At 73.1% G+C, this 26051-nt stretch carries 27 protein-coding genes; 16 read left to right on the forward strand and 11 right to left on the reverse strand.

Annotated elements, in window-relative coordinates:
- Nucleotide 1: 1 nt before the first annotated feature.
- Entirely contained in the window at nt 2-1780 is a 1779-nt protein-coding gene (locus AC4BGE_RS09540; RefSeq protein ID WP_490575125.1) for an acetyl/propionyl/methylcrotonyl-CoA carboxylase subunit alpha, read from the reverse strand.
- 173 nt (nt 1781-1953) lie between these two features.
- On the opposite strand from AC4BGE_RS09540, the gene AC4BGE_RS09545 reads away from it, so the two are divergent.
- Both AC4BGE_RS09545 and AC4BGE_RS09550 read left to right on the forward strand, forming a co-directional pair.
- Entirely contained in the window at nt 1954-3150 is a 1197-nt protein-coding gene (locus AC4BGE_RS09545) for an acyl-CoA dehydrogenase family protein (RefSeq protein ID WP_490575126.1), read from the forward strand.
- Nucleotides 3151-3181: 31 nt separating this feature from the next.
- A complete protein-coding gene (locus AC4BGE_RS09550; protein ID WP_490569282.1) occupies nt 3182-3676 on the forward strand; it encodes a GtrA family protein in 495 nt (164 codons plus the stop codon).
- On the opposite strand, the gene AC4BGE_RS09555 is transcribed toward AC4BGE_RS09550, so the two are convergent.
- The 3 genes from AC4BGE_RS09555 to AC4BGE_RS09565 are packed head-to-tail and all read right to left on the reverse strand — an operon-like array spanning nt 3665 to nt 6163.
- Nucleotides 3665-4300 carry a Maf family protein gene (locus tag AC4BGE_RS09555; RefSeq protein WP_490569281.1) on the reverse strand — a complete coding sequence of 212 codons (636 nt, stop codon included), beginning with the start codon at nt 4298-4300 and terminating at the stop codon, nt 3665-3667. The two genes, AC4BGE_RS09550 and AC4BGE_RS09555, sit on opposite strands and share 12 nt — an antisense overlap.
- Before the next feature lie 4 nt (nt 4301-4304).
- Nucleotides 4305-4556: an acyl-CoA carboxylase subunit epsilon gene (locus tag AC4BGE_RS09560; protein WP_490575127.1), complete on the reverse strand. Its 252-nt coding sequence runs from the start codon at nt 4554-4556 to the stop codon at nt 4305-4307.
- The gene (locus tag AC4BGE_RS09565; RefSeq protein ID WP_490569279.1) at nt 4556-6163 is read right to left on the reverse strand and encodes an acyl-CoA carboxylase subunit beta; all 1608 of its coding nucleotides are present in this window, start codon (nt 6161-6163) and stop codon (nt 4556-4558) included. The genes AC4BGE_RS09560 and AC4BGE_RS09565 overlap by 1 nt, the downstream gene beginning before the upstream one ends.
- Before the next feature lie 69 nt (nt 6164-6232).
- Here AC4BGE_RS09565 and AC4BGE_RS09570 point away from each other — a divergent pair, with 69 nt between their 5' ends.
- From AC4BGE_RS09570 to AC4BGE_RS09615, 10 genes are all read left to right on the forward strand, one after another.
- Nucleotides 6233-7021 carry a biotin--[acetyl-CoA-carboxylase] ligase gene (locus tag AC4BGE_RS09570; RefSeq protein ID WP_490575128.1) on the forward strand — a complete coding sequence of 263 codons (789 nt, stop codon included), beginning with the start codon at nt 6233-6235 and terminating at the stop codon, nt 7019-7021.
- A 12-nt stretch (nt 7022-7033) separates the two neighbouring features.
- Entirely contained in the window at nt 7034-7552 is a 519-nt protein-coding gene (locus AC4BGE_RS09575) for a PH domain-containing protein (protein WP_490569277.1), read from the forward strand.
- Nucleotides 7553-7568: 16 nt separating this feature from the next.
- The gene (locus AC4BGE_RS09580; protein WP_490569276.1) at nt 7569-8552 is read left to right on the forward strand and encodes an adenylate/guanylate cyclase domain-containing protein; all 984 of its coding nucleotides are present in this window, start codon (nt 7569-7571) and stop codon (nt 8550-8552) included.
- A 159-nt stretch (nt 8553-8711) separates the two neighbouring features.
- The gene (locus AC4BGE_RS09585) at nt 8712-8978 is read left to right on the forward strand and encodes a winged helix-turn-helix domain-containing protein (RefSeq protein ID WP_490569275.1); all 267 of its coding nucleotides are present in this window, start codon (nt 8712-8714) and stop codon (nt 8976-8978) included.
- 10 nt (nt 8979-8988) lie between these two features.
- Nucleotides 8989-10149, forward strand: a complete 1161-nt coding sequence (locus AC4BGE_RS09590; RefSeq protein ID WP_490575129.1) for a 5-(carboxyamino)imidazole ribonucleotide synthase — start codon at nt 8989-8991, stop codon at nt 10147-10149.
- A gap of 64 nt (nt 10150-10213) precedes the next feature.
- Nucleotides 10214-10708, forward strand: coding sequence for a 5-(carboxyamino)imidazole ribonucleotide mutase (purE, locus tag AC4BGE_RS09595; protein WP_490575284.1), 495 nt, complete (start codon nt 10214-10216; stop codon nt 10706-10708).
- 5 nt (nt 10709-10713) lie between these two features.
- The gene (locus tag AC4BGE_RS09600; RefSeq protein ID WP_490575130.1) at nt 10714-11892 is read left to right on the forward strand and encodes a heparan-alpha-glucosaminide N-acetyltransferase domain-containing protein; all 1179 of its coding nucleotides are present in this window, start codon (nt 10714-10716) and stop codon (nt 11890-11892) included.
- A 60-nt stretch (nt 11893-11952) separates the two neighbouring features.
- The gene (locus AC4BGE_RS09605) at nt 11953-12231 is read left to right on the forward strand and encodes a hypothetical protein (RefSeq protein WP_490575131.1); all 279 of its coding nucleotides are present in this window, start codon (nt 11953-11955) and stop codon (nt 12229-12231) included.
- A gap of 7 nt (nt 12232-12238) precedes the next feature.
- Nucleotides 12239-12685: an SRPBCC family protein gene (locus AC4BGE_RS09610; protein ID WP_490575132.1), complete on the forward strand. Its 447-nt coding sequence runs from the start codon at nt 12239-12241 to the stop codon at nt 12683-12685.
- Between the two features lie 9 nt (nt 12686-12694).
- A complete protein-coding gene (locus AC4BGE_RS09615) occupies nt 12695-14314 on the forward strand; it encodes a phytoene desaturase family protein (protein WP_490569270.1) in 1620 nt (539 codons plus the stop codon).
- Nucleotides 14315-14327: 13 nt separating this feature from the next.
- On the opposite strand, the gene AC4BGE_RS09620 is transcribed toward AC4BGE_RS09615, so the two are convergent.
- Nucleotides 14328-14741 carry a CoA-binding protein gene (locus tag AC4BGE_RS09620; RefSeq protein ID WP_490569269.1) on the reverse strand — a complete coding sequence of 138 codons (414 nt, stop codon included), beginning with the start codon at nt 14739-14741 and terminating at the stop codon, nt 14328-14330.
- 72 nt (nt 14742-14813) lie between these two features.
- On the opposite strand from AC4BGE_RS09620, the gene AC4BGE_RS09625 reads away from it, so the two are divergent.
- The gene (locus AC4BGE_RS09625) at nt 14814-15296 is read left to right on the forward strand and encodes a pyridoxamine 5'-phosphate oxidase family protein (RefSeq protein WP_490569268.1); all 483 of its coding nucleotides are present in this window, start codon (nt 14814-14816) and stop codon (nt 15294-15296) included.
- A gap of 39 nt (nt 15297-15335) precedes the next feature.
- Here AC4BGE_RS09625 and AC4BGE_RS09630 read toward each other — a convergent pair whose 3' ends face one another.
- Nucleotides 15336-17021, reverse strand: a complete 1686-nt coding sequence (locus tag AC4BGE_RS09630) for a ribonuclease J (RefSeq protein ID WP_490575133.1) — start codon at nt 17019-17021, stop codon at nt 15336-15338.
- Nucleotides 17022-17187: 166 nt separating this feature from the next.
- Here AC4BGE_RS09630 and AC4BGE_RS09635 point away from each other — a divergent pair, with 166 nt between their 5' ends.
- Nucleotides 17188-17598, forward strand: a complete 411-nt coding sequence (locus AC4BGE_RS09635; RefSeq protein ID WP_490575134.1) for a hypothetical protein — start codon at nt 17188-17190, stop codon at nt 17596-17598.
- Nucleotides 17599-17646: 48 nt separating this feature from the next.
- On the opposite strand, the gene AC4BGE_RS09640 is transcribed toward AC4BGE_RS09635, so the two are convergent.
- From AC4BGE_RS09640 to AC4BGE_RS09655, 4 genes are all read right to left on the reverse strand, one after another.
- Nucleotides 17647-18030 (reverse strand): helix-turn-helix domain-containing protein, encoded by a 384-nt coding sequence (locus AC4BGE_RS09640; RefSeq protein WP_490575135.1) that lies wholly within the window; start codon nt 18028-18030, stop codon nt 17647-17649.
- A gap of 94 nt (nt 18031-18124) precedes the next feature.
- On the reverse strand, nt 18125-19906 hold the full coding sequence (locus tag AC4BGE_RS09645; protein ID WP_490575136.1) for a histidine kinase N-terminal 7TM domain-containing protein: 1782 nt from the start codon (nt 19904-19906) through the stop codon (nt 18125-18127).
- 177 nt (nt 19907-20083) lie between these two features.
- On the reverse strand, nt 20084-21679 hold the full coding sequence (locus AC4BGE_RS09650; RefSeq protein ID WP_490575137.1) for a S8 family peptidase: 1596 nt from the start codon (nt 21677-21679) through the stop codon (nt 20084-20086).
- A gap of 97 nt (nt 21680-21776) precedes the next feature.
- Nucleotides 21777-22685 (reverse strand): XRE family transcriptional regulator, encoded by a 909-nt coding sequence (locus AC4BGE_RS09655; protein ID WP_490569262.1) that lies wholly within the window; start codon nt 22683-22685, stop codon nt 21777-21779.
- A 209-nt stretch (nt 22686-22894) separates the two neighbouring features.
- Here AC4BGE_RS09655 and AC4BGE_RS09660 point away from each other — a divergent pair, with 209 nt between their 5' ends.
- Both AC4BGE_RS09660 and AC4BGE_RS09665 read left to right on the forward strand, forming a co-directional pair.
- A complete protein-coding gene (locus AC4BGE_RS09660; protein ID WP_490575138.1) occupies nt 22895-24268 on the forward strand; it encodes a hemolysin family protein in 1374 nt (457 codons plus the stop codon).
- Nucleotides 24265-25287: a hemolysin family protein gene (locus tag AC4BGE_RS09665; RefSeq protein WP_490575139.1), complete on the forward strand. Its 1023-nt coding sequence runs from the start codon at nt 24265-24267 to the stop codon at nt 25285-25287. The genes AC4BGE_RS09660 and AC4BGE_RS09665 overlap by 4 nt, the downstream gene beginning before the upstream one ends.
- A gap of 16 nt (nt 25288-25303) precedes the next feature.
- Here AC4BGE_RS09665 and AC4BGE_RS09670 read toward each other — a convergent pair whose 3' ends face one another.
- On the reverse strand, nt 25304-25981 hold the full coding sequence (locus AC4BGE_RS09670) for a TetR family transcriptional regulator (RefSeq protein ID WP_490569259.1): 678 nt from the start codon (nt 25979-25981) through the stop codon (nt 25304-25306).
- Nucleotides 25982-26051: the final 70 nt, after the last annotated feature.

Genomic DNA, 26051 nt, shown 5'->3' on the forward strand with positions numbered 1-26051 from the left:
GTCAGTCCTTCAGCTCGCAGATGACCGCGCCGCTGGTCACGGTCGCCCCAACCTCGGCGGCCAGGCCGGTGACGGTGCCCGCCTTGTGGGCCTTGAGCGGCTGCTCCATCTTCATCGCCTCGATGACCACCACGACGTCGCCCTCGGCGACCTCCTGGCCCTCCTCGACCGCGATCTTGACGATGGTGCCCTGCATCGGGCTGGCGACGGAGTCACCCGAGGCGGCCGCGGCGGCCTTCTTGCCACCGCTGCGCTTGGGCTTCTTGGCGGCCCCGGCCGCGGCGCCACCGCCGAGCCCGGCCAGCCCGGCGGGCAGCACGACCTCGAGGCGGCGGCCGCCGACCTCGACGGTCACCTTCTGGCGCTCACCGGCCTCCTCGGCCTCGGCGCTGTCGCCGGCGTAGGGCTCGATGTCGTTGACGAACTCGGTCTCGATCCACGTGGTGTAGACGCCGAACGAGCCCTCGCCGGAGGGGTTGGACGCCCCGACGTAGGCCGGCTCGTCGAGAACACGGGTGAAGAACGGGATGATCGTCGGCATGCCGTCGACGCGGAACTCGCTCAGCGCGCGCTTGGAGCGGCCGATGGCCTCGGTCCGGTCGCGGCCGGAGACGATGAGCTTGGCGACCAGCGAGTCGAAGGCGCCCGGGATGGTCTCGCCCTTCTCGTAGCCGGAGTCCAGGCGGACGCCGGGGCCGCTCGGCGGCGCCCACTCGGTGAGGGTCCCCGGGGCGGGCATGAAGTTGCGGCCGGCGTCCTCGGCGTTGATCCGGAACTCGATCGCGTGGCCCTTGATCTCGGGGTCGTCGTAGCCGAGCTCCTCGCCGGCGGCGATCCGGAACATCTCACGGACCAGGTCGATGCCGGTGACCTCCTCGGAGACGCAGTGCTCGACCTGGAGGCGGGTGTTGACCTCGAGGAAGGAGATGGTGCCGTCGGCCGCGACCAGGAACTCGCACGTCCCGGCGCCGACGTAGCCGGCCTCCTTGAGGATCGCCTTCGACGACTCGTAGAGGCGCTTGACCTGGTCGTCGGTGAGGAAGGGGGCCGGGGCCTCCTCCACGACCTTCTGGTGGCGACGCTGCAGCGAGCAGTCGCGGGTCGAGACGACGACCACGTTGCCGTGCTGGTCGGCCAGGCACTGGGTCTCGACGTGGCGGGGGCGGTCGAGGAACTTCTCGACCAGGCACTCGCCGCGGCCGAAGGCGCCGACGGCCTCGCGGACCGCCGACTCGAAGAGTTCGGGGATCTCCTCGAGCGTGCGGGCGACCTTGAGACCCCGGCCGCCACCGCCGTAGACCGCCTTGATGGCGACGGGCAGGCCGTACTCCTTGGCCAGGGCGACGACCTCGTCGGCGTCCTTGACCGGGTCCTTGGTGCCGGGGGCGAGCGGCGCGTTGGCCTTCTGCGCGATGTGCTTGGCCTTGGCCTTGTCACCCAGCGCGTCGATCGCCTCGGGGGAGGGGCCGATCCAGATCAGGCCGGCGTCGAGGACGGCCTGGGCGAACTGGGCGTTCTCGGCCAGGAAGCCGTAGCCGGGGTGGACCGAGTCGGCGCCGGACTTCTTGGCCACCGCGACGATCTTCTCGATGTCCAGGTAGGAGTCGGCCGGGGTGGCGCCGTCCAGGGAGTGCGCCTCGTCGGCGAGGCGCACGAAGAGGGCGTCGCGGTCGGGCTCCGCGTAGACCGCCACGCTGCCGATGCCGGCGTCCTTGCAGGCGCGGATCACACGGACGGCGATCTCGCCGCGGTTGGCGATGAGGACCTTCTTCAAGCTCACTCCGGGCTCCTGACACACATGACGAGGGCGGTGGGACCCCCGCAGATTACCTGTCGTCGCCCCCGGCGGCCGTGGGGGTCTGTGCCACGGACACGCCGGAGGTCGGGGAGGGCGGGGAGCGGATCTCCCGGAGGTGGTTAACAAACGTTAACTTCGCCGGTAGCATCGCGGCCATGTCGTTCGAACTGTCCCGTGAGCACGAAGAGTTCCGTCGCAGCGTCCGCGACTTCGCCGAGGCCGAGATCGCGCCGTACGCCGCGCAGTGGGACCGCGACCACCACTTCCCGACCGACGTGGTCCAGAAGATGGGGCAGCTGGGCCTGATGGGCCTCACCGCGCCGGAGGAGTTCGGCGGCGCCGGCATGGCGGGGGAGGACGGCGGCTTCACCAGCCTCTGCCTGGCGATCGAGGAGATCGGCCGGGTCGACCAGTCGATGGGCATCACCCTCGAGGCCGCCGTCGGCCTGGGCATCAACCCGATCCTCACCTACGGCAGTGCCGAGCAGCGCGAGCAGTGGCTCCCCGACCTGGTGGCCGGGCGGCGCCTGGCCGGGTTCGGCCTCACCGAGCCCGGCGCGGGCTCCGACGCCGGGGCCACCCGGACGCGGGCCGAGCTGGTCGACGGCCAGTGGGTGGTCAACGGCGCCAAGCAGTTCATCACCAACTCGGGCTCGGAGATCACCAGCGTGGTCACCGTCACCGCCCGGACCGGACAGCGCCCCGACGGGCGCCCCGAGATCTCCACGATCATGGTGCCGGCCGGGACGCCGGGCTTCACCGCGGAGAAGGGCTACGACAAGCTCGGCTGGCACGCCTCCGACACCCACCCCCTCTCCTTCGAGGACGCCCGGGTCCCCGAGGCCAACCTGCTGGGCGAGCGGGGCCGCGGCTACGCCCAGTTCCTGGCCACCCTCGACGACGGCCGGGTGGCGATCGCCGCCCTCGCCGTCGGCTGCATCCAGGCCTGCCTCGACCTGAGCCTGGCCTACGCCGGGGAGCGCCAGACCTTCGGCGGTCCGATCGGCCGCAAGCAGGGGTTGGCCTTCCAGGTCGCGGACCTGCAGGTGATGCTCGACGCCAGCCGGCTGCTCACCTACCGCGCGGCGGCGATGAAGGACGCGATGGACGCGGGCGCCGCGGTGACCACGGCGCAGTTCAAGCAGGCGGCGGCGGTGGCCAAGCTCTACTCCACCGAGTCGGCGGTCAGCGCCACCCGGATCGCCACTCAGGTCTTCGGCGGCTACGGCTTCATGGAGGAGTACCCGGTGGCGCGTCTCTACCGCGACGCCAAGGTCCTGGAGATCGGCGAGGGCACCTCGGAGGTGCAGCGGATGCTGATCGCCCGCGGACTCGGCCTCCCGGTGGAGTGAGCCCGGGCGCCCGCGGGTTAGCCTTTCTCCCATGCCACGCGGGAAGAGGCGGGTCGCCGCCGACGCCACGAGGTTCCTCGTGGTGGGGGCGGTCGCCACCACCGTGGCCCTGGTGATCTTCAACGGCCTGGTGCACGGGTTCACCACCGGCTCCGAGGCGCCGCTCAACGACCAGCCCCAGCTCGCCTACTTCCTGGCCAACGTGGTCGGGATGCTGGTGAGCTTCCGGGGCACCCGCGACTGGGCCTTCCGCAACCGCAGCACCCGGCACGGCGACGGCGGCCGGACCGCCTTCGTGGTGATCAACCTGGTCACGATGCTCATCCCGATGGGCTTCCTGATGATCAGCCGCAACCTGCTGGGTCTCGACGACCCCGTCTCGGACAACATCGCCGCCAACGTGCTCGGCCTCTTCGCCGGCACCCTGGTGCGCTTCGCGCTGCTGCGCCAGTACGTCTTCCCGCGCAGCTTCACGGTCACCGACCAGGCGAGGGTGAGCGCCCCGGAGCAGGTCTCAGAGACCTGACCACAGGGCGGGCCAGGCGACGCCCAGCCGGGCCGCCAGGTCGCGCAGCAGGGGCAGGCTGACCCCCACCACGTTGTGGTGGTCGCCCTCGATGCCGGCGACGAAGGCTCCGCCGAGGCCGTCCACGGTGAAGGCGCCCGCCACCTGGAGCGGCTCGCCGGTGGCGACGTAGGCCGCGATCTCCTCGTCGCTGACGTCCGCGAAGTGCACCGTGGTGCTGGCGGTCGCCTCGGCGGTGCGCCCGGTCGCCGTGTCGGCCAGGCTGTGGCCGGTGTGCAGCACCCCGCTGCGCCCGCGCATCTCCCGCCACCGGGCGGTGGCCTCGGGCGCGGTGCCCGGCTTGCCCAGGGCGCGCCCGTCGAGCTCCAGCACCGAGTCGCACCCGAGCACCAGCGCCCCGGCGGGCACCTCGGGCCGACCCAGCACCGCCGCGCACTTCAGCGAGGCCAGGCGCAGGGCCAGCTCGGCCGGCGGGAGCCCGGTGACCTGGTCCTCGTCGACGCCGGAGACGACCACGGTGGGCTCGATGCCGGCCCGGCGCAGCGTGTCCAGCCTTGCCGGCGAGGCCGAGCCCAGCACCAGCGCCCTCGCCGGCCCGGCGGCCGGCACGGTGGGGGAGCTCACCGGCTCAGTGGGGCAGCCCGCTGCTGCGCCAGCCCCCGGGGCCGTGCGGCAGGGTGCGCCGCACCAGCCGGGCCGGCGCCGACCACTGCGGCCGCTCGCGGGCGGCCACGGGCACGCCGCCCATGGCGGAGAGGACGGCGACCAGCGCCGCCACCTCCTCGGGCGTGGCGTCGGGGTTGACCACCCGCAGCACCGGGGCGGCCGGTGCCGGGGTGGCGTCCTGGTCGGGGGTCACGTCGGGGGTCGGGTCGGCCATCAGAGCGGGATGTTCCCGTGCTTCTTGGCCGGCAGGGTCTCCCGCTTGGAGCGCAGGAGCCGCAGCGCCCGGACGATCTCGATCCGGGTCTCGTGCGGCGGGATCACCGCGTCGATGTAGCCGCGCTCGGCGGCGACGTAGGGGTTGGCCAGAGTGGTCTCGTACTCGTCGATCAGCTCGGCCCGCTTGGCCTCGACGTCGCCGCCCTCGTCCTCGATCTTCTTCAGGGTCTTGCGGTGGACGATGTTGGCCGCGCCCTGGGCCCCCATCACCGCGATCTGGGCGGTGGGCCAGGCGATGTTCATGTCGGCTCCGAGGTGCTTGGAGCCCATCACGTCGTAGGCGCCGCCGTAGGCCTTGCGGGTGATGGTGGTGACCAGCGGGACCGTCGCCTCGGCGTAGGCGTAGATCAGCTTGGCGCCGCGGCGGATGATGCCGTCCCACTCCTGGTCGGTGCCGGGCAGGAAGCCGGGCACGTCGACGAAGGTCAGCACCGGCAGGTTGAAGGCGTCGCAGAACCGCACGAAGCGGGCGGCCTTCTCGGAGGCGTCGATGTCCAGGGTGCCGGCGAACTGCATCGGCTGGTTGGCGACCACCCCGACGGGGCGGCCCTCGACGCGGCCGAAGCCGACGATGATGTTGGGCGCGAAGAGCTCCTGGACCTCCAGGAACTCCTCGTCGTCGAGCACGGCGGTGAGCACGTCGTGCATGTCGTAGGGCTGGTTGGGGGAGTCCGGGATCAGGGTGTCCAGCGCCCGGTCGGTGTCGTTGACCTCGAGGTCGGCCGGGTCGTCGTGGACCGGGGCCTCGTCCATGTTGTTCTGCGGCAGGTAGGAGAGCAGCGCCTTGACGTAGTCCAGGGCGTCGGCCTCGTCGGAGGCCATGTAGTGGGCGTTGCCGGACTTGGTGTTGTGGGTCCGGGCGCCGCCCAGCTCCTCCATCGAGACGTCCTCGCCGGTGACGGTCTTGATCACGTCCGGGCCGGTGATGAACATGGCCGAGGTCTTGTCGACCATGATGGTGAAGTCGGTGACCGCGGGGGAGTAGACGTGGCCGCCGGCGCAGTTGCCCATGATGAGCGAGATCTGCGGGATGACCCCGGAGGCGTGCACGTTGCGCTTGAAGATCTCGCCGTAGAGGCCGAGCGAGACCACGCCCTCCTGGATCCGCGCCCCGGCACCCTCGTTGATGCCGATGATCGGGCTGCCGGTCTTGATGGCGAGGTCCATGATCTTGGTGATCTTCTCGCCGTAGACCTCGCCCAGCGAGCCGCCGAAGACGGTGAAGTCCTGGGAGAAGACGCAGACCTGGCGGCCGTCGATGGTGCCATAGCCGGTGACCACGCCGTCGCCGTAGGGACGGGTCTTCTCCAGGCCGAAGGCGGTGGAGCGGTGGCGCGCCAGCTCGTCGATCTCGACGAACGACCCCTCGTCGAAGAGCATCTCGATGCGCTCGCGGGCGGTCTGGCGGCCCTTGGCGTGCTGCTTCTCGATGGCCTTCGCCGACCCGGAGTGGACGGCCTCGTCGATCCGTCGGTCGAGATCGGCCAGCTTGCCCGCCGTGGTGTGGATGTCGATCTCGGGGGTGTTGGTTGCTTCGGCGCTCACCGGTAGGTCTCCTCGGCTGTGCTGGGTCGGGGGGTGTGCTCTCAGGCGGTGTGGGTCAATGTAGTCCTCATGTCCGAGCGACCCGCACCGCGCCCAGCACTCGATCCCGACCGCTTCCTCGCTCTGCCGCCTCCGCTGCGGGTCGAGGTGGTCGCCGAGACGCCCTCGACGAACGCCCTGGTGGCCGACCGCGCCCGGGCCGGGGAGGCCGCCGGCCTGGTCGTGGTCACCGAGCACCAGAGCGCCGGCCGGGGCCGGCTCGACCGGGTCTGGCACACCCCGCCCCGGGTGGCGCTCACGTTCTCGGTGCTGCTGCGTCCCGAGATCGGACCGGAGTCCTGGCCGTGGGTGCCGCTGCTGACCGGGTACGCCGTGCAGGCGTCGCTGGCCGACCGGCTCCCCGACGTGGCACTCAAGTGGCCCAACGACGTGCTGGTCGCGGAGCGCAAGATCGCCGGCATCCTGGTGGAGCGGATCGAGACGCCCACCGGGCCCGCCGCGGTGGTGGGGGTCGGGATCAACGTCAACCAGACCGCTGCCGAGCTCCCGGTGGAGACCGCCACCTCGCTCTGCGCCGAGCTGGGGGAGACCTTCGACCGCTCCGACCTGCTCGTCCAGGTGGTGCTGTCGCTGCACGCCCTGGAGCCGCTGCTCGCCGAGACCGCCGCCCTGCGGCCCGCCTACGCCGACGTGTGCGCGACGCTGGGGCGCACCGTCGACGTGCACCTGCCCGGTGGCGAGGTGGTACGGGGGGAGGCACTGGACCTCGACGCCTCCGGTGCGCTGGTGGTCAGCAGCGGCGACGGGACCTGGACGGTGAGTGCCGGCGATGTCGTCCACGTCCGAGCCGTCGGATGACATGATCGCGCCATGGCATTTCCCAGCAAGCTCCTGAACGACGGCGAGCGCGTCGTCGTCTCGACCCGGACCCACCCCAAGGCCCTCATCGGGCCCGTCCTGGCGGTGGTCGTGCTGGTCGCGGCGGTGGTGGTGCTGGGCGGCCTGGTCAACGACCTGGCCAACGACACCGTGGCGACCGTGCTGGGGGTCGCCGGAGGGGTCGCCGCGGTGCTGCTGTTCGGCTGGCTCACCCTGCTGCCGCTGCTGCGTTGGCTGACCACCACCTACACCTTCACCAACCGTCGCTTCATCAAGCGCAGCGGCATCATCGCCAAGGAGGGGCGGACCATCCCCCTCAACCGGATCAGCGGGGTGGACTTCGAGATCGGCGTGATCGACCGGATCTTCGGGTGCGGCACCCTGATCGTCAGCGACGCCAGCGCGCAGGGACGGGTCGACGTGCACGACGTCCCGCGGGTGGAGGAGATCCAGCTCCAGGTCGCCGAGGAGCTGCACCGGCTCTCCGACCGCCGTGACGACGGTGCCTGAGGCGGAGGAGCCGCAGATGAGCGACCCACAGCGTCCCAGCCGGGAGCGGCTGGAGGAGACCATCCTCGGGCGTGCCCCGGAGTTCACCGCCGTCGAGGTGGCCGCCGAGGCCGGCGTCACCCTCGACCAGGTCAGACGCCTGTGGCGGGCGCTCGGCTTCCCCGAGGCGGTGGGCGAGGCGATCTTCACCCGCTCCGACGTCGAGGCCGTCTCCCGTCTCTTCTCCACCGTCGACAGCGGGACCCTCGGCTTCGACATGGCGGTGGCGCTGACCCGGGCCCTGGGGCAGACCATGTCCAAGCTGGCCGACTGGGAGGTGGCCACCCTCGCCGGCCGGGTCGAGGAGCTCGAGCAGGGGGAGGACGCCACCGGCTCCCGGATGGGCTCGGCGATGAGGCTGGTCGACGAGGTCAACCCGGCCTTCGAGGACCTGATCATCTACGCCTGGCGGCGCCACCTGGCCGCCGCCGTCTCCCGGATGGAGGCGATCGGGGCCGGCGACGAGGACCTGCACACGACCCACGTCACCGTCGGCTTCGCCGACATCGTCCACTTCACGGCGCTCTCCAACAAGCTCACCCAGACCCGGATCGGCGACCTGGTGGAGATCTTCGAGGCCCGCTGCCACGACGTGGTCTCCAACGCGGGGGGTCGGGTGATCAAGTCGATCGGCGACTCGGTCCTCTTCGTCACCGACACCGCCGTGAGCGCCTTCGAGATCGCCGAGGGGATCATCGCGGTGATCGGGCGCGACCCGCGGATGCCCGACGTGCGGCTCGGCCTGGCCTCCGGCTCGGTGGTCACCCGGATGGGCGACGTCTTCGGGCCGCCGGTCAACCTCGCCTCCCGGATGACCGCGGTGGCCCGGCGCAACCGGATCATCGTCGACGCCGCGACCGCGGAGCTGCTGCCGGACTCGGAGTTCGAGACCCGCCGGCTGCCGGCCCGCCCGGTGCGCGGCTTCGGCGTGGTGGAGCCCCTCGCGGTCCGCCGCCGCTGATCCCGACTGGTCTGGACCACCGGGAACCAGCTGGTCGAATCCCCAGCGGATCGGGCCGGGATTTCCTACGGTCAGGAGGTGATCGTGGTGCAGGACGTCTGCCTAGACCCCGTCGCCCGGCGGGTCACGCGCGCCGGTGCGGAGGTCAGGCTCTCTCGGATGGAGTTCGACCTGCTCCATGCGCTGATCTCGCGCGCCGGCTGCCTGGTGACTCGGCAGGAGCTGATGCAGCAGGTGTGGGGGGCCACCTTCTACACCTCCTCGAAGACCATCGACGTCCACCTGGGGTGGGTCCGCCGCAAGCTGGGCGACGACAGCCGGAACCCGCGGCTGATCACCACGGTCCGGGGCCGGGGGCTCCGCTTCGAGACCGGCCAGGACGCCTCCGCGGACGTCCGCCCGGAGGGGCGCAGCGCCTCGGGCTAGGGTGCTGCCCGTGCCGACCCCGCTCGCTCCGACCCTCGCCGTCATCGGTGGTGGCCAGCTGGCCCGGATGATGGCCCAGCCCGCGATCGCGCTGGGCCTGCCGCTGCGGCTGCTCGCCGAGGCCGACGGGGTCTCGGCGGCCCAGGTCGTCGTCGACCACCTCGTCGGCGACCACCGCGACCTCGACGACCTCCGCGCGGTGACCCGCGGCTGCGCCGTGGTCACCTTCGACCACGAGCACGTGCCCACCGAGCACCTGCGCGCGCTGTCCGCCGACGGGCTCGCCGTCCGCCCCGGCCCCGACGCCCTGGTGCACGCCCAGGACAAGGCGGTGATGCGGGCCCGGCTCGACGAGCTCGGGATCCCGAGCCCGCGGCACGCGCTGGTGATGAACGCCGAGGACGTGGCCGGCTTCGGCTTCCCCTGCGTGCTCAAGACCACCCGGGGCGGCTACGACGGCAAGGGCGTGTGGGTGGTGCGCGGCCCCGAGGACGTCGCCGCGGCGTTCGACGCCGCCGACCGGGCCGGCGTCCAGGTGCTCGCCGAGGAGCTCGTGGACTTCCGCCGCGAGCTCTCCGCGCTGGTCGCCCGCTCGCCCAGCGGCCAGGCCGCCGCCTACCCGGTGGTGGCCTCCACCCAGGTCGACGGCGTCTGCAAGGAGGTCGTCGCGCCGGCCCCCGACCTCGACCCCGAGCTCGCCGGCCGCGCCCAGCAGGTGGCGCTGACCGTCGCCGGGGCCCTGGACGTCACCGGCATCCTCGCCGTCGAGCTCTTCGAGACCACCGACGGCCGGATCCTGGTCAACGAGCTGGCGATGCGTCCCCACAACACCGGCCACTGGACCCAGGACGGCGCGGTCACCTCGCAGTTCGAGAACCACCTGCGGGCGGTGATGGACCTGCCGCTGGGCTCCCCGGAGCCCCGGGAGCGGTGGACGGTGATGGTCAACATCCTGGGCGGCCCCCAGGACGCGGGCCGGCTCTACGACGGCCTCAACCACGCGCTGGCCCGGGACCCGCGGCTGCGGGTCCACCTCTACGGCAAGGACTGGCGGCCGGGTCGCAAGGTCGGCCACGTCAACGCCTTCGGGGACGACCTGGAGGACTGCCTGGAACGCGCCCGCCACGCCGCCGCGTGGTTCGCCGGAGAGCTGGGAGACGAGAGTGAGTGAGCAGAGCGTGGACGAGCAGAGCGTGGACGAGAAGGGCGCCGTGACCCCCCGGGTCGGCATCGTGATGGGCTCGGCCTCGGACTGGCCGGTGATGGAGGCGGCCGCGCTCGCCCTCGACGAGTTCGGCGTCGCCCGCGACGTGGAGGTGGTCTCCGCCCACCGCATGCCCGAGGAGATGGTGGCCTACGGCCGGGGTGCCGTGGAGCGCGGTCTCTCGGTCATCGTGGCCGGCGCGGGCGGGGCGGCCCACCTGCCCGGGATGCTGGCCTCCCTGACGCCGCTGCCGGTGATCGGGGTGCCGGTCGCGCTGCGCTACCTCGACGGGATGGACTCGCTGCTCTCCATCGTGCAGATGCCGGCCGGCGTCCCGGTGGCGACGGTGGCGGTGGGCAACGCCCGCAACGCCGGTCTCCTCGCCGTGCGGATGCTGGCGGCCGGTGACCCGGTGCTCAGGCAGCGGATGGTCGACTTCCAGGCGGCGCTGCGCGAGGAGGCGATGACCCGCGGCCGGGCGGTCCACGAGGCAGCCCGCGGCGACAAGCCCCGCGCCGGCTTCTGACGGCCGTGTCCCGCCTCGTCGGACTCGACGTGGCGCGCTGCCTCGCCCTGCTGGGCATGGTGGCCACGCACGTGCTCGAGCCGCGGACGCCGGACGGCGACCTCGCCCTCGCCCAGGAGCTCGCGGGAGGTCGAGCCTCGGCGCTCTTCGCCGTGCTGGCGGGGGTGAGCATCGCCCTGGTCACCGGCCGCCGGCGGCCGCCGCGGGGCGCCGCGTGGGCGTCGGCGGCGGCGAGCCTGGTGGTCCGGGCGGGGCTGATGGCCCTGGTCGGCCTCGTGCTGGCCGAGCTGGACAGCGGGATCGCGGTGATCCTGACCTACTACGGCCTCCTGTTCGTCTGCGCGCTGCCCTTCCTGGGGCTGAGCTCGCGGGCGCTCTTCGGGTGGGCGGCCGTCTGGGTCGTGGCAACGCCGGTCCTCTCCCACCTGCTGCGGCCCGCGCTGCCCCAGCGCGGGTGGGCGAGCCCGTCGTTCGAGCAGCTGGCCGACCCCGGGCAGCTGCTCGGCGAGCTGGTGCTCACCGGCTACTACCCGGTGCTGCCCTGGATCGCCTACCTGCTGGTGGGGATGGGCGTCGGTCGCCTGGACCTCGCCCGGGCCCGGGTGGCCGCGGGCGTCGCGGGCGCGGGCGCGGTGGCCGCCGTGGTGGCGTGGGTGGCCTCCGACCTGGCCACCCGGCGCGGCGACGTGGTCGAGGCGCTGCTGGCCGAGCCGTCGGCGCTGGGCCCGGAGCCGGCCTCCCGCGAGGCGCTGCTCGACCAGGTCGCGGGCGGCATGTTCGGCACCACGCCGACGGGCGCCTGGCAGTGGCTGCTGGTGCGGGCGCCGCACAGCGCCACCCCCTTCGACCTGCTCCACACGATCGGCTGCGCCCTGCTGGTGATCGGGCTGGCGCTGCTGGTGGTGGAGCGGCTGCCGGCCGCCGGGCGCCGGGGGGTGGCGGTGCTCTTCGGCGCCGGCACCGCGACGCTGACCCTCTATGCGCTCCACGTGGCGATGCGCTCGGAGTGGCTCTGGCCCGCCGACGGTCCGGACAGCTTCCGGTGGCACGTGCTGGTCCTGGCCGGTGCCGGGGCGGTGCTGGTGGCGCTGGGGCGGCGCGGCCCCCTGGAGGCGGTGGTGGGAGCCGCGGCCCGGGGAGCCGGTGCCACGGTGAGCGCCGTGGCGAGGCCGCGAGCGACCTGAGGGCGACGCTCCTGGCGGGGGCACGAATGGCCCGGGGGGTGCACGGGGTACGCAGGGGTCATGGATGCCAACCACGACGACAAGCCCCGCTCCGGCGAGGACGACAGCACCGAGGCCGAGTCGGGAGCCAAGCCTGCCGACCGGTCCGAGGGCCAGTCCGAGGGCCAGGTCTCCGAGGTCAGCTCGATGGCCGAGGCGGGGGAGGTCTCGCCGGGCGACTCGGTGGCCGGCGCCCCCGACCACTCCGCCGGCGACGACCGGGCCCAGGAGGGGACGCAGGGACCGGACGCGCCGCCGCGCCACGGGATCCCCGAAGAGTCCAACGAGTCCTCCCGGTGACCCGACCGTGAGCGAGAACCGGCGGGTCCTCGAGGCGCCGCCCGAGCAGGTGTGGCGGGTGCTGTGCGACGGGTGGCTCTACCCCCTCTGGGTGGTCGGCGCGTCCCGGATGCGCGAGGTCGACGACGGCTGGCCGGCCGCGGGCACGCAGCTCCACCACTCCGTGGGCAGCTGGCCGCTGCTCATCGACGACAGCACCGAGGTGGTGGAGTGCGAGGAGGGGCGCCGCCTGCTGCTCAAGGCGCGCGCCTGGCCGGCGGGTGACGCGATGGTGGAGATCGAGCTGCTCCCGGCCACCGGGACCTCCGGGCCGGCCACCGAGGTGGTGATGCGCGAGGACGCCCGCAGCGGACCCGCCGCGCTGGTGCCCTCGGCCGTGCGCCAGCCCGCCCTGGTCTGGCGCAACACCGAGTCGCTGCGCCGCCTGGCCTACCTGGCCGAGCGCCGCCGCTAGCCTGCCCCCATGAGCGGATCTGAGGTGGCACCGACGCTCCCAGCCGGCCGGGGCTGGGACGCCGTGGTCGTCGGTGCCGGCCCCAACGGGCTGGTGGCGGCCAACCGGCTGGTGGACGCCGGCTGGCAGGTGCTGCTGCTGGAGGCCCAGCCCACGATCGGCGGCGCGGTACGCAGCGACACCGACGTGCACGACGACTTCGTGCACGACACCTTCAGCGCCTTCTACCCCTTGGCGGGGGTCTCGCCGACGATCCGCTCCTTCGGGCTCGAGGAGCACGGGCTGACCTGGCGGCACGCCCCGGCCGTGCTGGGGCACCTGGTGGGGGACCGCTGGGCGCTGCTGCACCGGGACAGGGAGGTGACCGCGCGCAGCCTCGAGGCGTTCTCGCCCGGTGACGGCGCCGCCTGGCTGGCGCTGTGCCGGGAGTGGGACACCGTCGGCGACCGGCTCGTCGACGGACTGCTCTCCCCCTTCCCGCCGGTCAGGGCGGGCGTCGGTCTCGCGGCGCGACTGCCCCGCGTCGGGGGGCTGGAGATGGTGCGGACGCTGCTCACCCCGGCGCTCGACCTGGCCCGTGGACGGTTCGGCGGGGCGGGGGCGCAGCTGCTGCTCACCGGCAACGCCGGGCACGCCGACATCCCGCTGGACGCCCCGGGGTCGGGGCTGATGGCCCTGATGATGTCGATGATGGGCCAGACGGTCGGCTTCCCGGTGCCGGAGGGCGGGGCCGCGAAGCTCGCCGAGGCGCTGCACCGGCGCTTCACCTCCCGTGGCGGCACGACCCTGGTCTCGGCGGAGGTCTCCCGGGTGCTGGTCGAGGACGGACGCACGGTGGGCGTGGAGACCCTCGACGGGACGCGGCACCCGGCCAGGGCGGTGCTGGCCGACGTCGCCGCCCCGCACCTCTACGGCCGGCTGGTCGCGCCCGAGCACCTGCCCGAGCGGGTCCACCGGAGGATGCGGGGCTTCCAGCTGGACCCGGGGACCGTCAAGGTCGACTGGGCGCTGTCGGGGCCGATCCCGTGGCGCACCGAGCCCGAGCACGCCCCGGGCACGGTCCACGTGGCCTCCTCGGTGGAGGAGATGACCCGGGCGCTGACGCAGGTCCAGACCGGGGCCGTGCCGGCCCGACCGTTCATGCTCACCGGTCAGATGACCACCACCGACCCGACCCGGTCGCCCGCCGGGACCGAGTCCTTCTGGGCCTACACGCACGTGCCGCAGGACGTCACCTCCGACGCGGGGGAGGACGGCCTGACCGGGCGGTGGGACCACGACGAGAACGAGCGCTTCGCCGACCGGATGCAGGCCCAGCTCGAGGAGCTCGCCCCGGGCTTCGCCGACCTGGTGGTCGCGCGCCGGGTCCTCGGCCCGCACGAGATGGAGGCCCGCAACGCCAACCTCATCGGCGGGGCGCTCGGCGGGGGGACGGCCCAGCTGCACCAGCAGCTGGTCTTCCGCCCGGTGCCGGGCCTGGGGCGGGCCGAGACACCGGTGAAGGGGCTCTACCTCGCCTCGGCCTCCGCGCACCCCGGCGGCGGCGTCCACGGCGCCTGCGGCAACAACGCGGCGCGGGCCGCGCTGGCCCACGCCCGGGTGCGGTCGCTGCTCCCCTTCGGGCGCTGAGCCCGGCCCGCGGTCACCCGCGGGCCCGCCACTCGATGGCCGGGCAGGCGTCCATCACCATGGGGACGCCGGCCCGGGTGGTGCGCTCGAAGGCGTCGTGGTCGACGACGCCGAGCTGGAACCAGACGCCCCTGGCGCCCACCTGCACGGCCTCGTCGGCGAACCGCCCGGCCGCCTCCGAACGCCGGAAGACGTCGACCACGTCGATCTCGAAGGGCACCTCGGCCAGCGAGGCGTAGCCCTGCTCGCCCAGCACGACGGGGGCGTCGGGGTGGACGGGCACGATGCGCTTGCCGCGCTGCTGGAGCAGCGCGGCGATCGAGTACGCCGTGCGCGAGGGGTCGCCGGAGAGGCCGACGACGGCCCAGGTCTGGCACTCGTCGAGCATGAGGTCGACGTGTGCGGGATCGATCCAGGGGACGCTCATGGTTCCGAACCTAGCGGGCCGGGTACGGCTCGGGGACGAGGCGGAGAGCCCAGCTGACCAGAGGAGCCGACGATGAGCGACCAGGACACCGACCGGGAGCGGGTGCTCGAGATCGCCCGGAAGGCCCGGATCGCCATGGTGACCAGCCGCAGCGCGGACGGCCAGCTGCACTCCCGGCCGATGACGCCGCAGCTGGTCGACGACCAGGCAGCCATCTGGTTCCTCGCGGCCGCCGACACCGAGCTGGCTCGCGACCTCGCGACCGCCGCCGAGGTCAACGTGGCCTTCGCCGAGAGCGGGGCGTGGCTGTCGGTGGCCGGACGTGCCGAGCTGCTGGAGGACCGGTCGCGGATCGAGGAGTTCTGGAGCGCCGCCTCGCAGGCGTGGTTCCCCGAGGGGCCGGACGACCCTCGGCTGCGCGTGCTGAAGGTCGCCGGCGTCTCGGCGGAGTACTGGGCGGCGCCGGGAGGCCGGGTTGCCACCGTGGTCTCGTTCGTCAAGGCGAAGATGACCGGCGACACCCTCGACGCCGACCACGAGGAGGTCGACCTCTAGGCCGGGCACGCGGCGTCCGCGTGCCCGGGCCCGCGCTGCTCAGGCGTCGACGACGATGGCGATGATGAGCGGGCTGCGGCGGAACTTGCGGTGTGCCCACCGGCCGACCTCGCGGGTGATCATCTGCTCGAGGCGGTGGGCCTCACCGATGCCCTCGGCCGCGGCCCGGGCCAGTGTCTTCTCCACCACCGGGACCGCGTCGCGGAAGCTCTCCGGGTCGTGCACGAAGCCGCGGATCATGAAGTCGGGCTCCTCGGCCAGCTTGCCGGTGTCGGCGTCGACCAGGGCGAGCACCGTCACCACGCCCTCCTCGGCGAGCGTCCGCCGGTCCTTGAGGGTGTTCTCGGTGGCGCCGCCGACCGTCTGGGCGTCGACGTAGACGTTGCCGGCCGGGACCTTGCCGGTGATCGTCGCGTGGCCCTTGACCAGGTCGACGACCACGCCGTCCTCGGCCAGCACGACGTGGTCGGCCGGGACGCCGGTGCTGATCGCCAGGTCGGCGTTGGCCTGCAGGTGCCGCCACTCGCCGTGGATCGGCATCACGTTGGTCGGACGGACGATGTTGTAGCAGTAGACGAGCTCGCCCGCGCTGGCGTGACCCGAGACGTGCACCTTCGCGTTGCCCTTGTGCACCACCTTGGCGCCCCACCGGGTGAGCCCGTTGATCAGGCCGGAGATGGCGTTCTCGTTGCCGGGGATGACCGAGCTGGCCATCAGCACCGTGTCGCCCGGCGCCACCCGGATCTTGTGCTCACGGTTGGCCATCCGGGCGAGGGCGGCCATCGGCTCGCCCTGCGAGCCGGTGCAGACGATGGCGACCTTCTTCGGGTTCATCTTCTCGAGCTGCTCGAACGGGACGACGAGGCTCTCGGGGTACTTCAGGTAGCCGAGGTCGCGGGCGACGCCCATGTTGCGGACCATCGAGCGCCCGACGAACGCGACCTTGCGGCCGTGCTCCTGGGCGGCGTCGAGCACCTGCTGGATCCGGTGCACGTGGCTGGCGAAGCTGGAGACGATGATCCGGCGCGGAGCGGTGCGGAAGACGGTCTCGATCGCGGGGGTGAGGTCGCGCTCGGACATCGTGAAGCCGGGGACCTCGGCGTTGGTGGAGTCGGTCATGAACAGGTCGACCCCCTCCTCGCCGAGGCGGGCGAAGCCGCGCAGGTCGGTGATGCGCTCGTCGAGCGGGAACTGGTCCATCTTGAAGTCCCCGGTGTGCAGGACCAGCCCGGCCGAGGTGCGGATCGCCACCGCGAGACCGTCGGGGATGGAGTGGTTGACCGCCAGGAACTCCAGCTCGAAGGGCCCGAAGGTGATCCGGTCGCCCTCCTTGACGTGCTCGAGGACCGGCTTGATCTGGTGCTCCTTGAGCTTGGCCTCGATGAGGGCCAGCGTCAGGGTGGAGCCGACGACGGGGATGTCCTTGCGCTCGCGCAGGAGGTAGGGGACGCCACCGATGTGGTCCTCGTGACCGTGCGTCAGGACCACGGCCTCGACCTGGTCGAGGCGCTCCCGGATCCAGGTGAAGTCGGGGAGGATCACGTCGATGCCCGGCTGGTGCTCCTCGGGGAACAGGACCCCGCAGTCGACGATGAGCAGCTTGCCGCGGTGCTCGAAGACCGTCATGTTGCGACCGATCTCACCGAGGCCGCCGAGCCCGATGATGCGCAGGCCGTCCTTCGGGAGTCGCGGGGGCAGCTTGAGTTCGGGGTGGGGATGGCTCACAGCGTCACGCTAGCCGAGACGTTCTCCGGAGCACAGCCTGACCCCCACGCCTCCGCGGGTCGGGGGAGTGGACGCCCCGGGCGTCGGAGCGACCCGGCGGCGCCGCTCGCCCGGTCAGCAGGAACGTTCAAGCCACCGGCCCCCGCGGGGCGCGAGGGTTCTCGGCATGAAGACACTCACCCGCGCCGCCGCCCTCACCGCCGCCGCCCTCGCCCTGACCGCCACGACCTCCACCAGCGCCTCCGCGGTCCACCTCCCCGGCCACGTCGCCGTCCGCCCCACCCAGCTGACGGAGCCGTCGGTGGTCCTGTCCGGCGCCGCGCAGCAGCGCGAGCCCGCGGCCGCGCCCCGGATGGTCAGCAGGGTCGACTACGTCCGCTCCTGCGACGACGGCGGCATCTACCTGACGTACAAGAAGTCCCAGGACGGCCCCGCCTTCATCGAGGGGACCCGGGAGAAGTTCATCAACGTGGAGAAGGGCTACTCCGGGCCCGAGAGGCTCTACACGTGCGGCTTCGTGGTCATCGGCAGCCCCGAGGTCACCGGCACCGTCCGGAGCATCCGCGTCCCCCGTTGACCCGCCCCCCTCGCACCCCGCCGGTCCCCGGCGGGGTGCGAGGCCGTCTCAGGGGCAGGAGGTCAGCCACTCCCGGAACGGCATCTTCGTCGGGGTGAACCCGTTGAGGGTGCGTGCGGTCCGCGTGAAGTGGGCGCTGTCGGCGAAGCCGGCCGCGTGGGCCGCCTCCGTGGCCGTGGCTCCGGCGGAGAGCTCCCGCATCGCCAGCATGTAGCGGTGCCACAGCACGTAGCGGCGGATCGGCACGCCGACCTGCTCGCGGAACACGTGCTGGAGGCGGCTCTCGCTCATGTGGGCGATCCGGGTCAGGTCGCCGACCCCGGTGAGCACACCGCGCAGCGCGTCGGTCGTCTCCTCGCCCAGCAGGCACCAGGGGGCTCCGCGCAGGAGGTTCTCCCTGAGCAGGCGCCCCGTCCGGCTCTCCGACTCCACCCAGCCGATCGCCGTCAGCGCTCCCGCGCAGTCGAATCCGTGCTCGGCGGCGGTGTCGATGAGGAGTCCCGGCGCCTCGCGCCAGGACCCGGCATCAGACGCTGCGGACCAGCAGCAGGGCCAGGTCGTCGGCCAGGTCGTGACCGTGGAAGGCCCGCACCTGCGCACTGATGGCCGCGCCGAGCTCGGCGGGGGACAGGCCGCGGTTCTCCTGCAGGAGGAGGGCCAGCCGTTCGGTGCCGAACATGTCGCCGTCCCGGCGGGCCTCCACGAGGCCGTCGGTGAAGACGCAGAGCACCTCGCCCGGCGCCAGGTCGTAGGTGCTGTCGTGCAGCTCGGCCACGTCGAGCAGCGCGAGCGCCGTCCCGGTGACCCCCACCTCCTCGACCTCGCCGGTGCGGCGCAGGATCAGCGGCGGGTCGTGCCCGGCGAGCGCGAGCGTGACCCGGGTCCCGTGCTCGGAGGGGCACAGGTGACCGAAGACCAGGGTGCAGTGGCGCTCGCTCTCGGTCTGGGCGAGGAGCAGGCTGTTGACCTCGTGGAGGGTGTCGGAGGGAGGCCGGTCGGCGGCGGCCACGGCACGCAGGGTGTAGCGGGCGGCGGCGCTGACCGCGGCCGCCTCGGCGCCCTTGCCGCTGACGTCGCCGAGCACGAACCCCCAGGCGTTGGGGCACGAGCCGGTCGCGCCCAGCTCGAAGACGTCGAGGAAGTCCCCGCCGACCTCGCTGCCGTCGCCGGCCGGCTCGTAGCGGCTCGCCAGCTCGACCCCGGGGACCTCCGGCAGGCGGGGCGGCACCATGCTCGCCTGCAGGGACGCCGCGATCCGCGACTTGGCGGCCAGCACCCGCTGCAGCCTCTCCCGGTCGCGGACGCGCTGGGTGACCTCGGTGAGCACCACGACCTCGCCGGCCACCCGGCGGGAGTCGTCGCGCAGCTCGCTGCGCGAGACGTCGAAGGTCCGGGGCATCGACCCGGGCGGCACGTCGGTGAGGATCAGCTCGCCGGGGGTGGGCCCCGGGCCCAGGGCCCCCGGGAGGACGTCCTCGAGGCGCCGGTCGAGGATGGCGGACCGGCGTCCGGAGGTGAGGGCCACGGCGGCGGGGTTGGCGTCGACGACCCGGCCGAAGGCGTCGAGGACGAAGACGGCGTCGGCCATGCTGTCGAGCACCGCGCCGCGGGCCAGGGGCGTGAGGTCGACCAGCCGTTCGTGGAAGAGCCCCCACACCAGCAGCCCGCCCGTGACGGTGAACGCGAACGGCGTCAGGTCCATCCGGGCGAACCACCCGACCTGGAAGTTGTGCAGCAGGTTGGAGATCCACGGCAGCATCGCGCTGGCCAGGAGGACCAGGGCCATCCGGCGGTAGGTGCGGGCCAGCCGCACCATGCTGACCACGAAGAGCGCGGTGGCCCCCACCAGCAGCAGGTTGTTGTAGATCAGGACGCCCCAGAACGCCGGCCCGGTCTCGACCACGGGCAGCTCGTCGACCGAGGTGGTCTCCGGGTAGGAGCGGACCAGGTCGTGGGTGGCGGGGATCGCCAGCAGGGTCAGCACGACGACCGGCTCGACGCAGAGCAGCGCCAGCAGGCGCTTGGTCACGAGCCGGCCGTGGCCGGTGTACTGGAGCACGAAGGTGAGCCAGGCCGGAGCCAGCGTCTGGATGCCGACGTACTTCAGGATGCCCCAGAGCGTCTTGTCGGCCACGTCGTCGACCGAGAGCTCGACGGCGTAGGCGAGCCCCCACCAGGCGACCGAGACCAGCAGGACGGCGAGGCTCCAGCCCATCCGCGACTCCCGGCGCCACGCCACATAGGACGCGAGCGCGGCGGTGACGAGGCCGGCGAAGGCCATGAGCGCGGCGAACAGGAGGGTCAGCACTCGCGACTCCTCCCGAAGCGAAAGTCTTGTGCCACCTGTGCCCCAGGGACCCGAGCGGCCAGGCGCCCACGCTAGCGAGCGCCGGGGCCAGTGTCCCGCTCTTTGCCGGGCGGGGCGGACAGGACTCCGCGGGACGGCTCCCCCCGCCCGCTCACCGGGCGGAGGGAGCCGTCGGGCTCACGGCCGGTCGAAGCCGAACGTGTAGGTGCCGCGGCCCGAGTAGGACACGACCCGCCAGGAGTAGGTGCCGGCGGTGCCGGTGTAGGTGACCCGCTCGTCCGGCGCGGTGCTGGTGCCCCGGGCGACCACCACCCACGCGGAGCCGTTCCACCGCTCCAGGTAGAGGTCGAAGTCGACGCCCGTGGGGCCGTCGAGGCAGCCGACGTGGGTGCCGGCGACCGCGGTGAAGCCGCTGCTGCCCGGGAAACGGTCGAGGTCGCCGGCGCCGGTCAGCGAGCCGGTGGCCGTCTCGGGCAGGGCGGCGCAGCCCGTCGGTGTCGGCGTCGGTGTCGGCGTCGGCGTGGGCGTCGGGGTGGGCGTCGGCGTCGGGGTGGCGCCGCCGCCGCCGATGTTGAGCAGCCGGTTGGGCGAGCCCGTCCCGACGTTGGTCAGCACCCCGGTGGTGGCCGCGGAGACGAGCGCGCTGCTCACCGTGGCCGGGGAGGCGCCGGGGTTGGCCTGCAGGTAGAGCGCGGCGGCGCCGGCGACGTGCGGGGTGGCCATCGAGGTGCCGCTGATGGTGTTGGTGGAGGAGTCGCTGCTGATCCAGGCCGAGGTGATGCTCGAGCCCGGCGCGAAGAGGTCCAGGCAGGTGCCGATGTTGGAGAAGCTCGACCGGGCGTCGGTGCTCGTCGAGGAGCCGACCGTCAGTCCGGCGGCGACCCGCCCGGGGGAGCCGTTGCAGGCGTTGGCGCCCGAGTCGTTGCCGGCGGCCAGCGCGTAGGTGACCCCGTCGGCGATGGAGCGGCCGACCGCCTGGTCGAGCGCGGTGGAGACGCCGCCGCCCAGGCTCATGTTGGCCACGGCGGGGGTGCCGGCGGCGTGGTTGCTGGTGACCCAGTCGACGCCCGCGATGACCCCGGAGTTGGTGCCGCTGCCGTTGCAGTCGAGCACCCGGACCGCGACGAGGGTGACGTCCTGGGCGACGCCGTAGGTCTCGCCGCCGACGGTGCCGGCCACGTGCGTGCCGTGGCCGTTGCAGTCGTTGGTGCCGCGCCCGTCGTTGATCGCGGTGTAGCCGGACCGCGCCCGCCCGCTGAACTCCGCGTGGGTGGTGCGGATGCCGGTGTCGATGACGTAGGCGGTGACGCCGGCGCCGGAGGTGTTGTAGGTGTAGGAGTTGTTGAGCGGCAGGCTCCGCTGGTCGATGCGGTCCAGCCCCCAGGTGGCGGGGGACTGGGTCTCGGCGAGGGTGACCGGCAGGTCGGGCTCGATGTAGGCGACGCGCGGGTCGGAGCGCAGGGTCTCCAGCGCCTCGTCGGAGAGCTTGGCGGCGAAGCCGTCCAGGACGGTGCGGAAGGTCCTGGTGACCTTCGCGCCCTGGCTGCGGACCGCGCTGCGGACGTTGTCGACCTTGGTGGCGCTGACGCCGTCGTCGAAGACCACGATGTAGCGGTCGTCGGCGGCCGCCCCGAGGACGGGGGCCTTGGAGTCGTCGACGGCGGCTGCGGGCGTGGTGGTGGCTGCGGTGGCGCCGACCGGCGCCAGGCTCAGCCCGACGCCGGTGGCCACGGCCAGGAGGCCGAGGTGGAGGCGGGACGTGCGTGGGGACATTGTGGATCCTTCCCGAGGAAGACGGACGCGTCGAGCGTCGTCCGGCTCGGGCGAGGCCACAAGGGCGCCGGAGGGGTTAACAGTTAACTGGCCGCCCCTACCCGGCCGGCGCGGCCACTGCCGCGGCGAGCGGTTCGCCGTCCGGCTCCCAGCTCCACTCGATCCCGGTCGCCTGGCGGCAGGCGGTGCCGACCAGGTGGACCCGGTGGGCGCTGTCCAGGAAGAGCGGGGCCTGCTCCTGCGCGGTGCCGAAGGTCGAGCAGGAGGCCGGCAGCGCCGCACCGGAGAACTCGACCTCCAGGACGTATGCGGTGACCGGGAGTCGGAACTTGCGCCCGTACGACGCCTCGGACGGGCCGTCGGCGCCGGCGACGACCTCGTACTCGACGATCGCGGTCTCCCCGCGCAGCAGGGGCCGCAGGAAGACCAGCTCCGCGCCGACCACGCCCCGGTCCGGGTCACTGGCGGTGCGCCCCAGCCGGCACCCCCGCAGCGCCCGGATCGTCGGCAGGGTGGCCGACCTGTCGTCGTAGAAGTGCAGCACCACCCGGCGGTCCGGCCCGTCGGAGCGGGCCCGCAGGACCTGGCGGACGGTCAGCGAGACGTGTCGCCGGTCGGGCCCGACCAGCAGCCGGTCGTGGATGCTGAGCCGGTCGAGCTCGGTGTCCCAGCCGGGGTCCAGCCGCTCCAGCACCCGCTCGTGGCGCGCACCGGGCCACAGGGTGTCCAGGTCCACCGCGGGCGAGCGGCGGCGTCGGGCCGCCGGCATGCCGAGGGTCGCGTGCAGCGTGCCGGGCGCCAGCTCGAGCACCGTCTCGAGGTGGGGCAGCGCGGCCAGGGAGCTCTTCCGCTCCGGACGGCTCCGCCCGGACTGCCAGTAGCTCAAGGTGGCGACGCTGACCGAGACGCCGCGTTGCTGGAGATGGTCGCGGATCCGCTCGAGACCGAGCCCGCGACGCTCGATGGCGTCACGGAGCACGTCGGCGAAGCTGCCTCCCGAGGACACCCGGACATTCAAGACGCCCTCGACCGGAGCCGCAACGCCGACCGGTGGGTCGGCGAGGTCATGCTCCGCGAGGAACCAAAGCCCGGGCCCGCGCGTTGAGCGCCTCGACATCTCCTCACCGTGAAAAGAGCCATGGAGCCTCAAAGTACGACCCCCTCCCGTCCCAGACCCGTCCTCGTGCAGGACACCGTGACCCGAGGGTCGAGCAGGTGAGCGCGCTCCTGACGCTGGCAGCCGGGCTCCTGGTGGTGCTGCTGATCACCGTCGTCACGGGCTACTTCGTGGCCCAGGAGTTCGCCTACATGTCGGTGGACCGCTCCCGGCTGGGCGCCCGGGCGGCCGACGGCGACGCGGCCGCCGGCCGCGCCCTCCAGGTCACCGGGCGCACCTCCTTCATGCTCTCCGGTGCACAGCTCGGCATCACCGTGACCGGACTGCTGGTGGGCTACGTGGCCGAGCCGCTGATCGGGCGGTCGCTGGGCACGCTGCTCGGCGGCGTCGGCGTGCCCACCGCGGTCGGGGTGGCGGTCGGCACGATCCTGGCCCTGCTGCTCTCCACCGGGATCCAGATGGTCTTCGGGGAGCTCTTCCCCAAGAACCTCGCGATCGCGCGGCCCGAGCCGGTCGCCCGGTGGCTGGCCACCTCGACCCTGGTCTACCTCAAGGTGGCGGGCTGGCTGATCTGGGTCTTCGACCAGTCCTCCAACGTGCTCCTACGGATGCTGCGGATCGAGCCGGTGCACGACGTGGAGCACTCGGCGACCGCCCGCGACCTCGAGCACATCGTGGCCGCCTCGCGGTTGACCGGCGACCTCCCGCCGGAGCTGTCGATGCTGCTGGACCGGGTGCTCGACTTCCCCGGCGAGACGGTGGAGCACGCGATGATCCCCCGGGTCCGCGTCGACACCGTGCCCGCGGGGGCGACCCTGGCCGAGCTGAGGGAGCGGATGGCCGGCGGCCACTCCCGCTACCCGGTGCTGGACGAGGACGAGCGGATCGTCGGCGTCGTCCACCTGGCCGACGTCCTCCGCGTGGACGGCGACGGCGGGGACGGGTGTGCTCGCGACCTGGCGCGGCCCGCGTTGATGGTGCCGACGCTGATGCGGCTGCCCGACGCGGCGCGCGAGCTCTCCCGCACCCGCAACCAGCTCGCCTGCGTCCTCGACGAGTACGGCGGGTTCGACGGCGTGCTGACGGTGGAGGACCTCGCCGAGGAGCTGGTCGGCGAGATCACCGACGAGCACGACCGCGCCCCCGCCCCTCAGGTCACCTCCGAGCCCGGCCGCCAGGCGTGGACGGTGCCCGGTGGGTCCCACGTCGACGAGGTCGAGCGCTCCCTGGGCCGCGACCTGCCCGGCGGCGACTACGAGACGCTCGGCGGGCTGGTCATCGCCCACCACGGCCGGTTCCCCGAGGTCGGCGACGTGGTCCGGGTGCCCCTCCCCATCGACCCGGGGAGCTGGGCCGGGCCCGAGGACCCCGTGATCGAGATCGCGGCGCTCGAGGTGCTCGAGGTCGCCGACCACATCCCCACCCTCGTCCGGATCACCCTGGACCACAGCGCCGTGGAGGCAGAGCAGTGACCGACAACCCGTGGATCGTGGTCGCGGCCACGGTCGCGATCATCGCCCTGAGCGCCTTCTTCGTCGCCGTCGAGTTCGCGCTGATCGCGGCGCGCAAGAACCGCATCGAGGACGCCGCCGCCACCAGCAGGTCGGCGCGCGCCGCCCTGCGCAGCCACTCCGAGCTGACCCTGCTGCTGGCCGGCTCGCAGCTGGGGATCACCGTCTGCACGCTGGCGCTCGGCGCCCTCACCAAGCCCGCCGTCCACCACTGGCTCACCCCGGTCTTCGAGGGCTGGGGGCTGCCCGCGTGGGGTGCCGACGCGACGGGGTTCGTGCTGGCGCTGGCCATCGTGACCTTCCTCCACCTGGTGGTCGGTGAGATGGCCCCCAAGTCGTGGGCGATCGCCCACCCCGAGCGCTCCGCCATCATGCTGGCGCTCCCCATGCGGGCGTTCATGTGGGCCACCCGCCCGGTGCTGCGCGCCCTCAACGAGTCCGCCAACTGGTGCCTGCGCCGGGTCGGGGTCGACCCCGACGAGGACGCCTCGACCGGACAGGACCCGGCGGCGCTGCGCCACCTGGTGGAGCACTCGGTCAACGTGGGCGCCCTGGACGCCAGCTACTCGGTCCAGCTCGCCGGCGCCCTCGACCTGGAGACGATGACGCTCGCCGACCTGGTGGAGCCCGCCCCGCTCAGCTGCGTGGGGGCCGACGCCACGGTCGCGGACGTGCAGGCCGTCTCCCGGGAGTCCGGCCACCTCCGGATCCTGGTGCGCGGCCCCGGCCCGCAGGGCGAGGAGTACGCCGGCATGGTGCACGTGCGCGACACCCTGGTCCGGCCCGGGACGGAGCCGGTCGCTCCGCTGGTGCGCCCGGTGCGGACCCTGCCCCGGACGACGAGGATCTACGAGGCGCTCGCCCACATGCGACGTACCAGCAGCCAGCTGGTGCTGGTGGAGCGGGACGGCGCCACCGTGGGTGTGATCACCATGGCGGACCTGCTGGCCCGGCTCTTCCCCCACACCCGGAGCGCCTGAGCTCCCGGGCCGCACCTCACCCGTGGGTGGGCGGCCCGGCGATCTCGCGGAGCGCGGGGAGCATCTCCTCCAGCGACCGGGTCGTGCGCAGCACCACCAGGGACCCGGCCGGCCCGGGGGAGGGGTCCGGGGCGGAGCCGTGCAGCCGGAGCACCTCGTCCATCGCGGCCCGGAACTGAGCCTCCACCGCGGGCCGGTCGAGCTGACCGCGCAGCCAGCGCCGCAGCACGTGGTTGTGCGCGGTCACCACGGCGTTGGCCATCAGCTCGGCCCGCAGGGCGGTCTCGGGGGTGCTGCCGAGCCAGTCGTGGAAGAAGTCGCGGAAGGTCTGCTGGTACTGCCGCTGGCTGGCGATCTCCCGGGCCCTCAGCGTCGGCACGCTGCGCGTGAGCCGGTAGCGGATGCGTGCCCGGTCGCCCTCCTCGAGGTAGTGCTGGAGGACCAGGCGGGCCGCCTCGGTGACCGCGACCGGCGCGGTGGCGTCCGTCGCGGTGGCGAGCCTGTCGCGCACCGCTCCCAGGACCACCGCGTGGTCGGGGAAGATCACGTCCTCCTTGGACTTGAAGGCCCGGAAGAAGGTGGTGCGCCCGACCCCGGCGCGCTCGGCGACGTCGTCGACGGTCGTCTCCTCGAAGCCTCGCTCGTCGAAGAGGGCGAAGGCGGCCTCGATCAGGCGCTCCCGGCTTCTGCTCATGGATCCATCCTGGGGGGCGGTACTCAGTACCGTACCATCGGGATGCAGTCCCTACCTGAATGAAGAGAGA

It is taken from the genome of Nocardioides sp. Z50_6 (assembly GCF_058215755.1).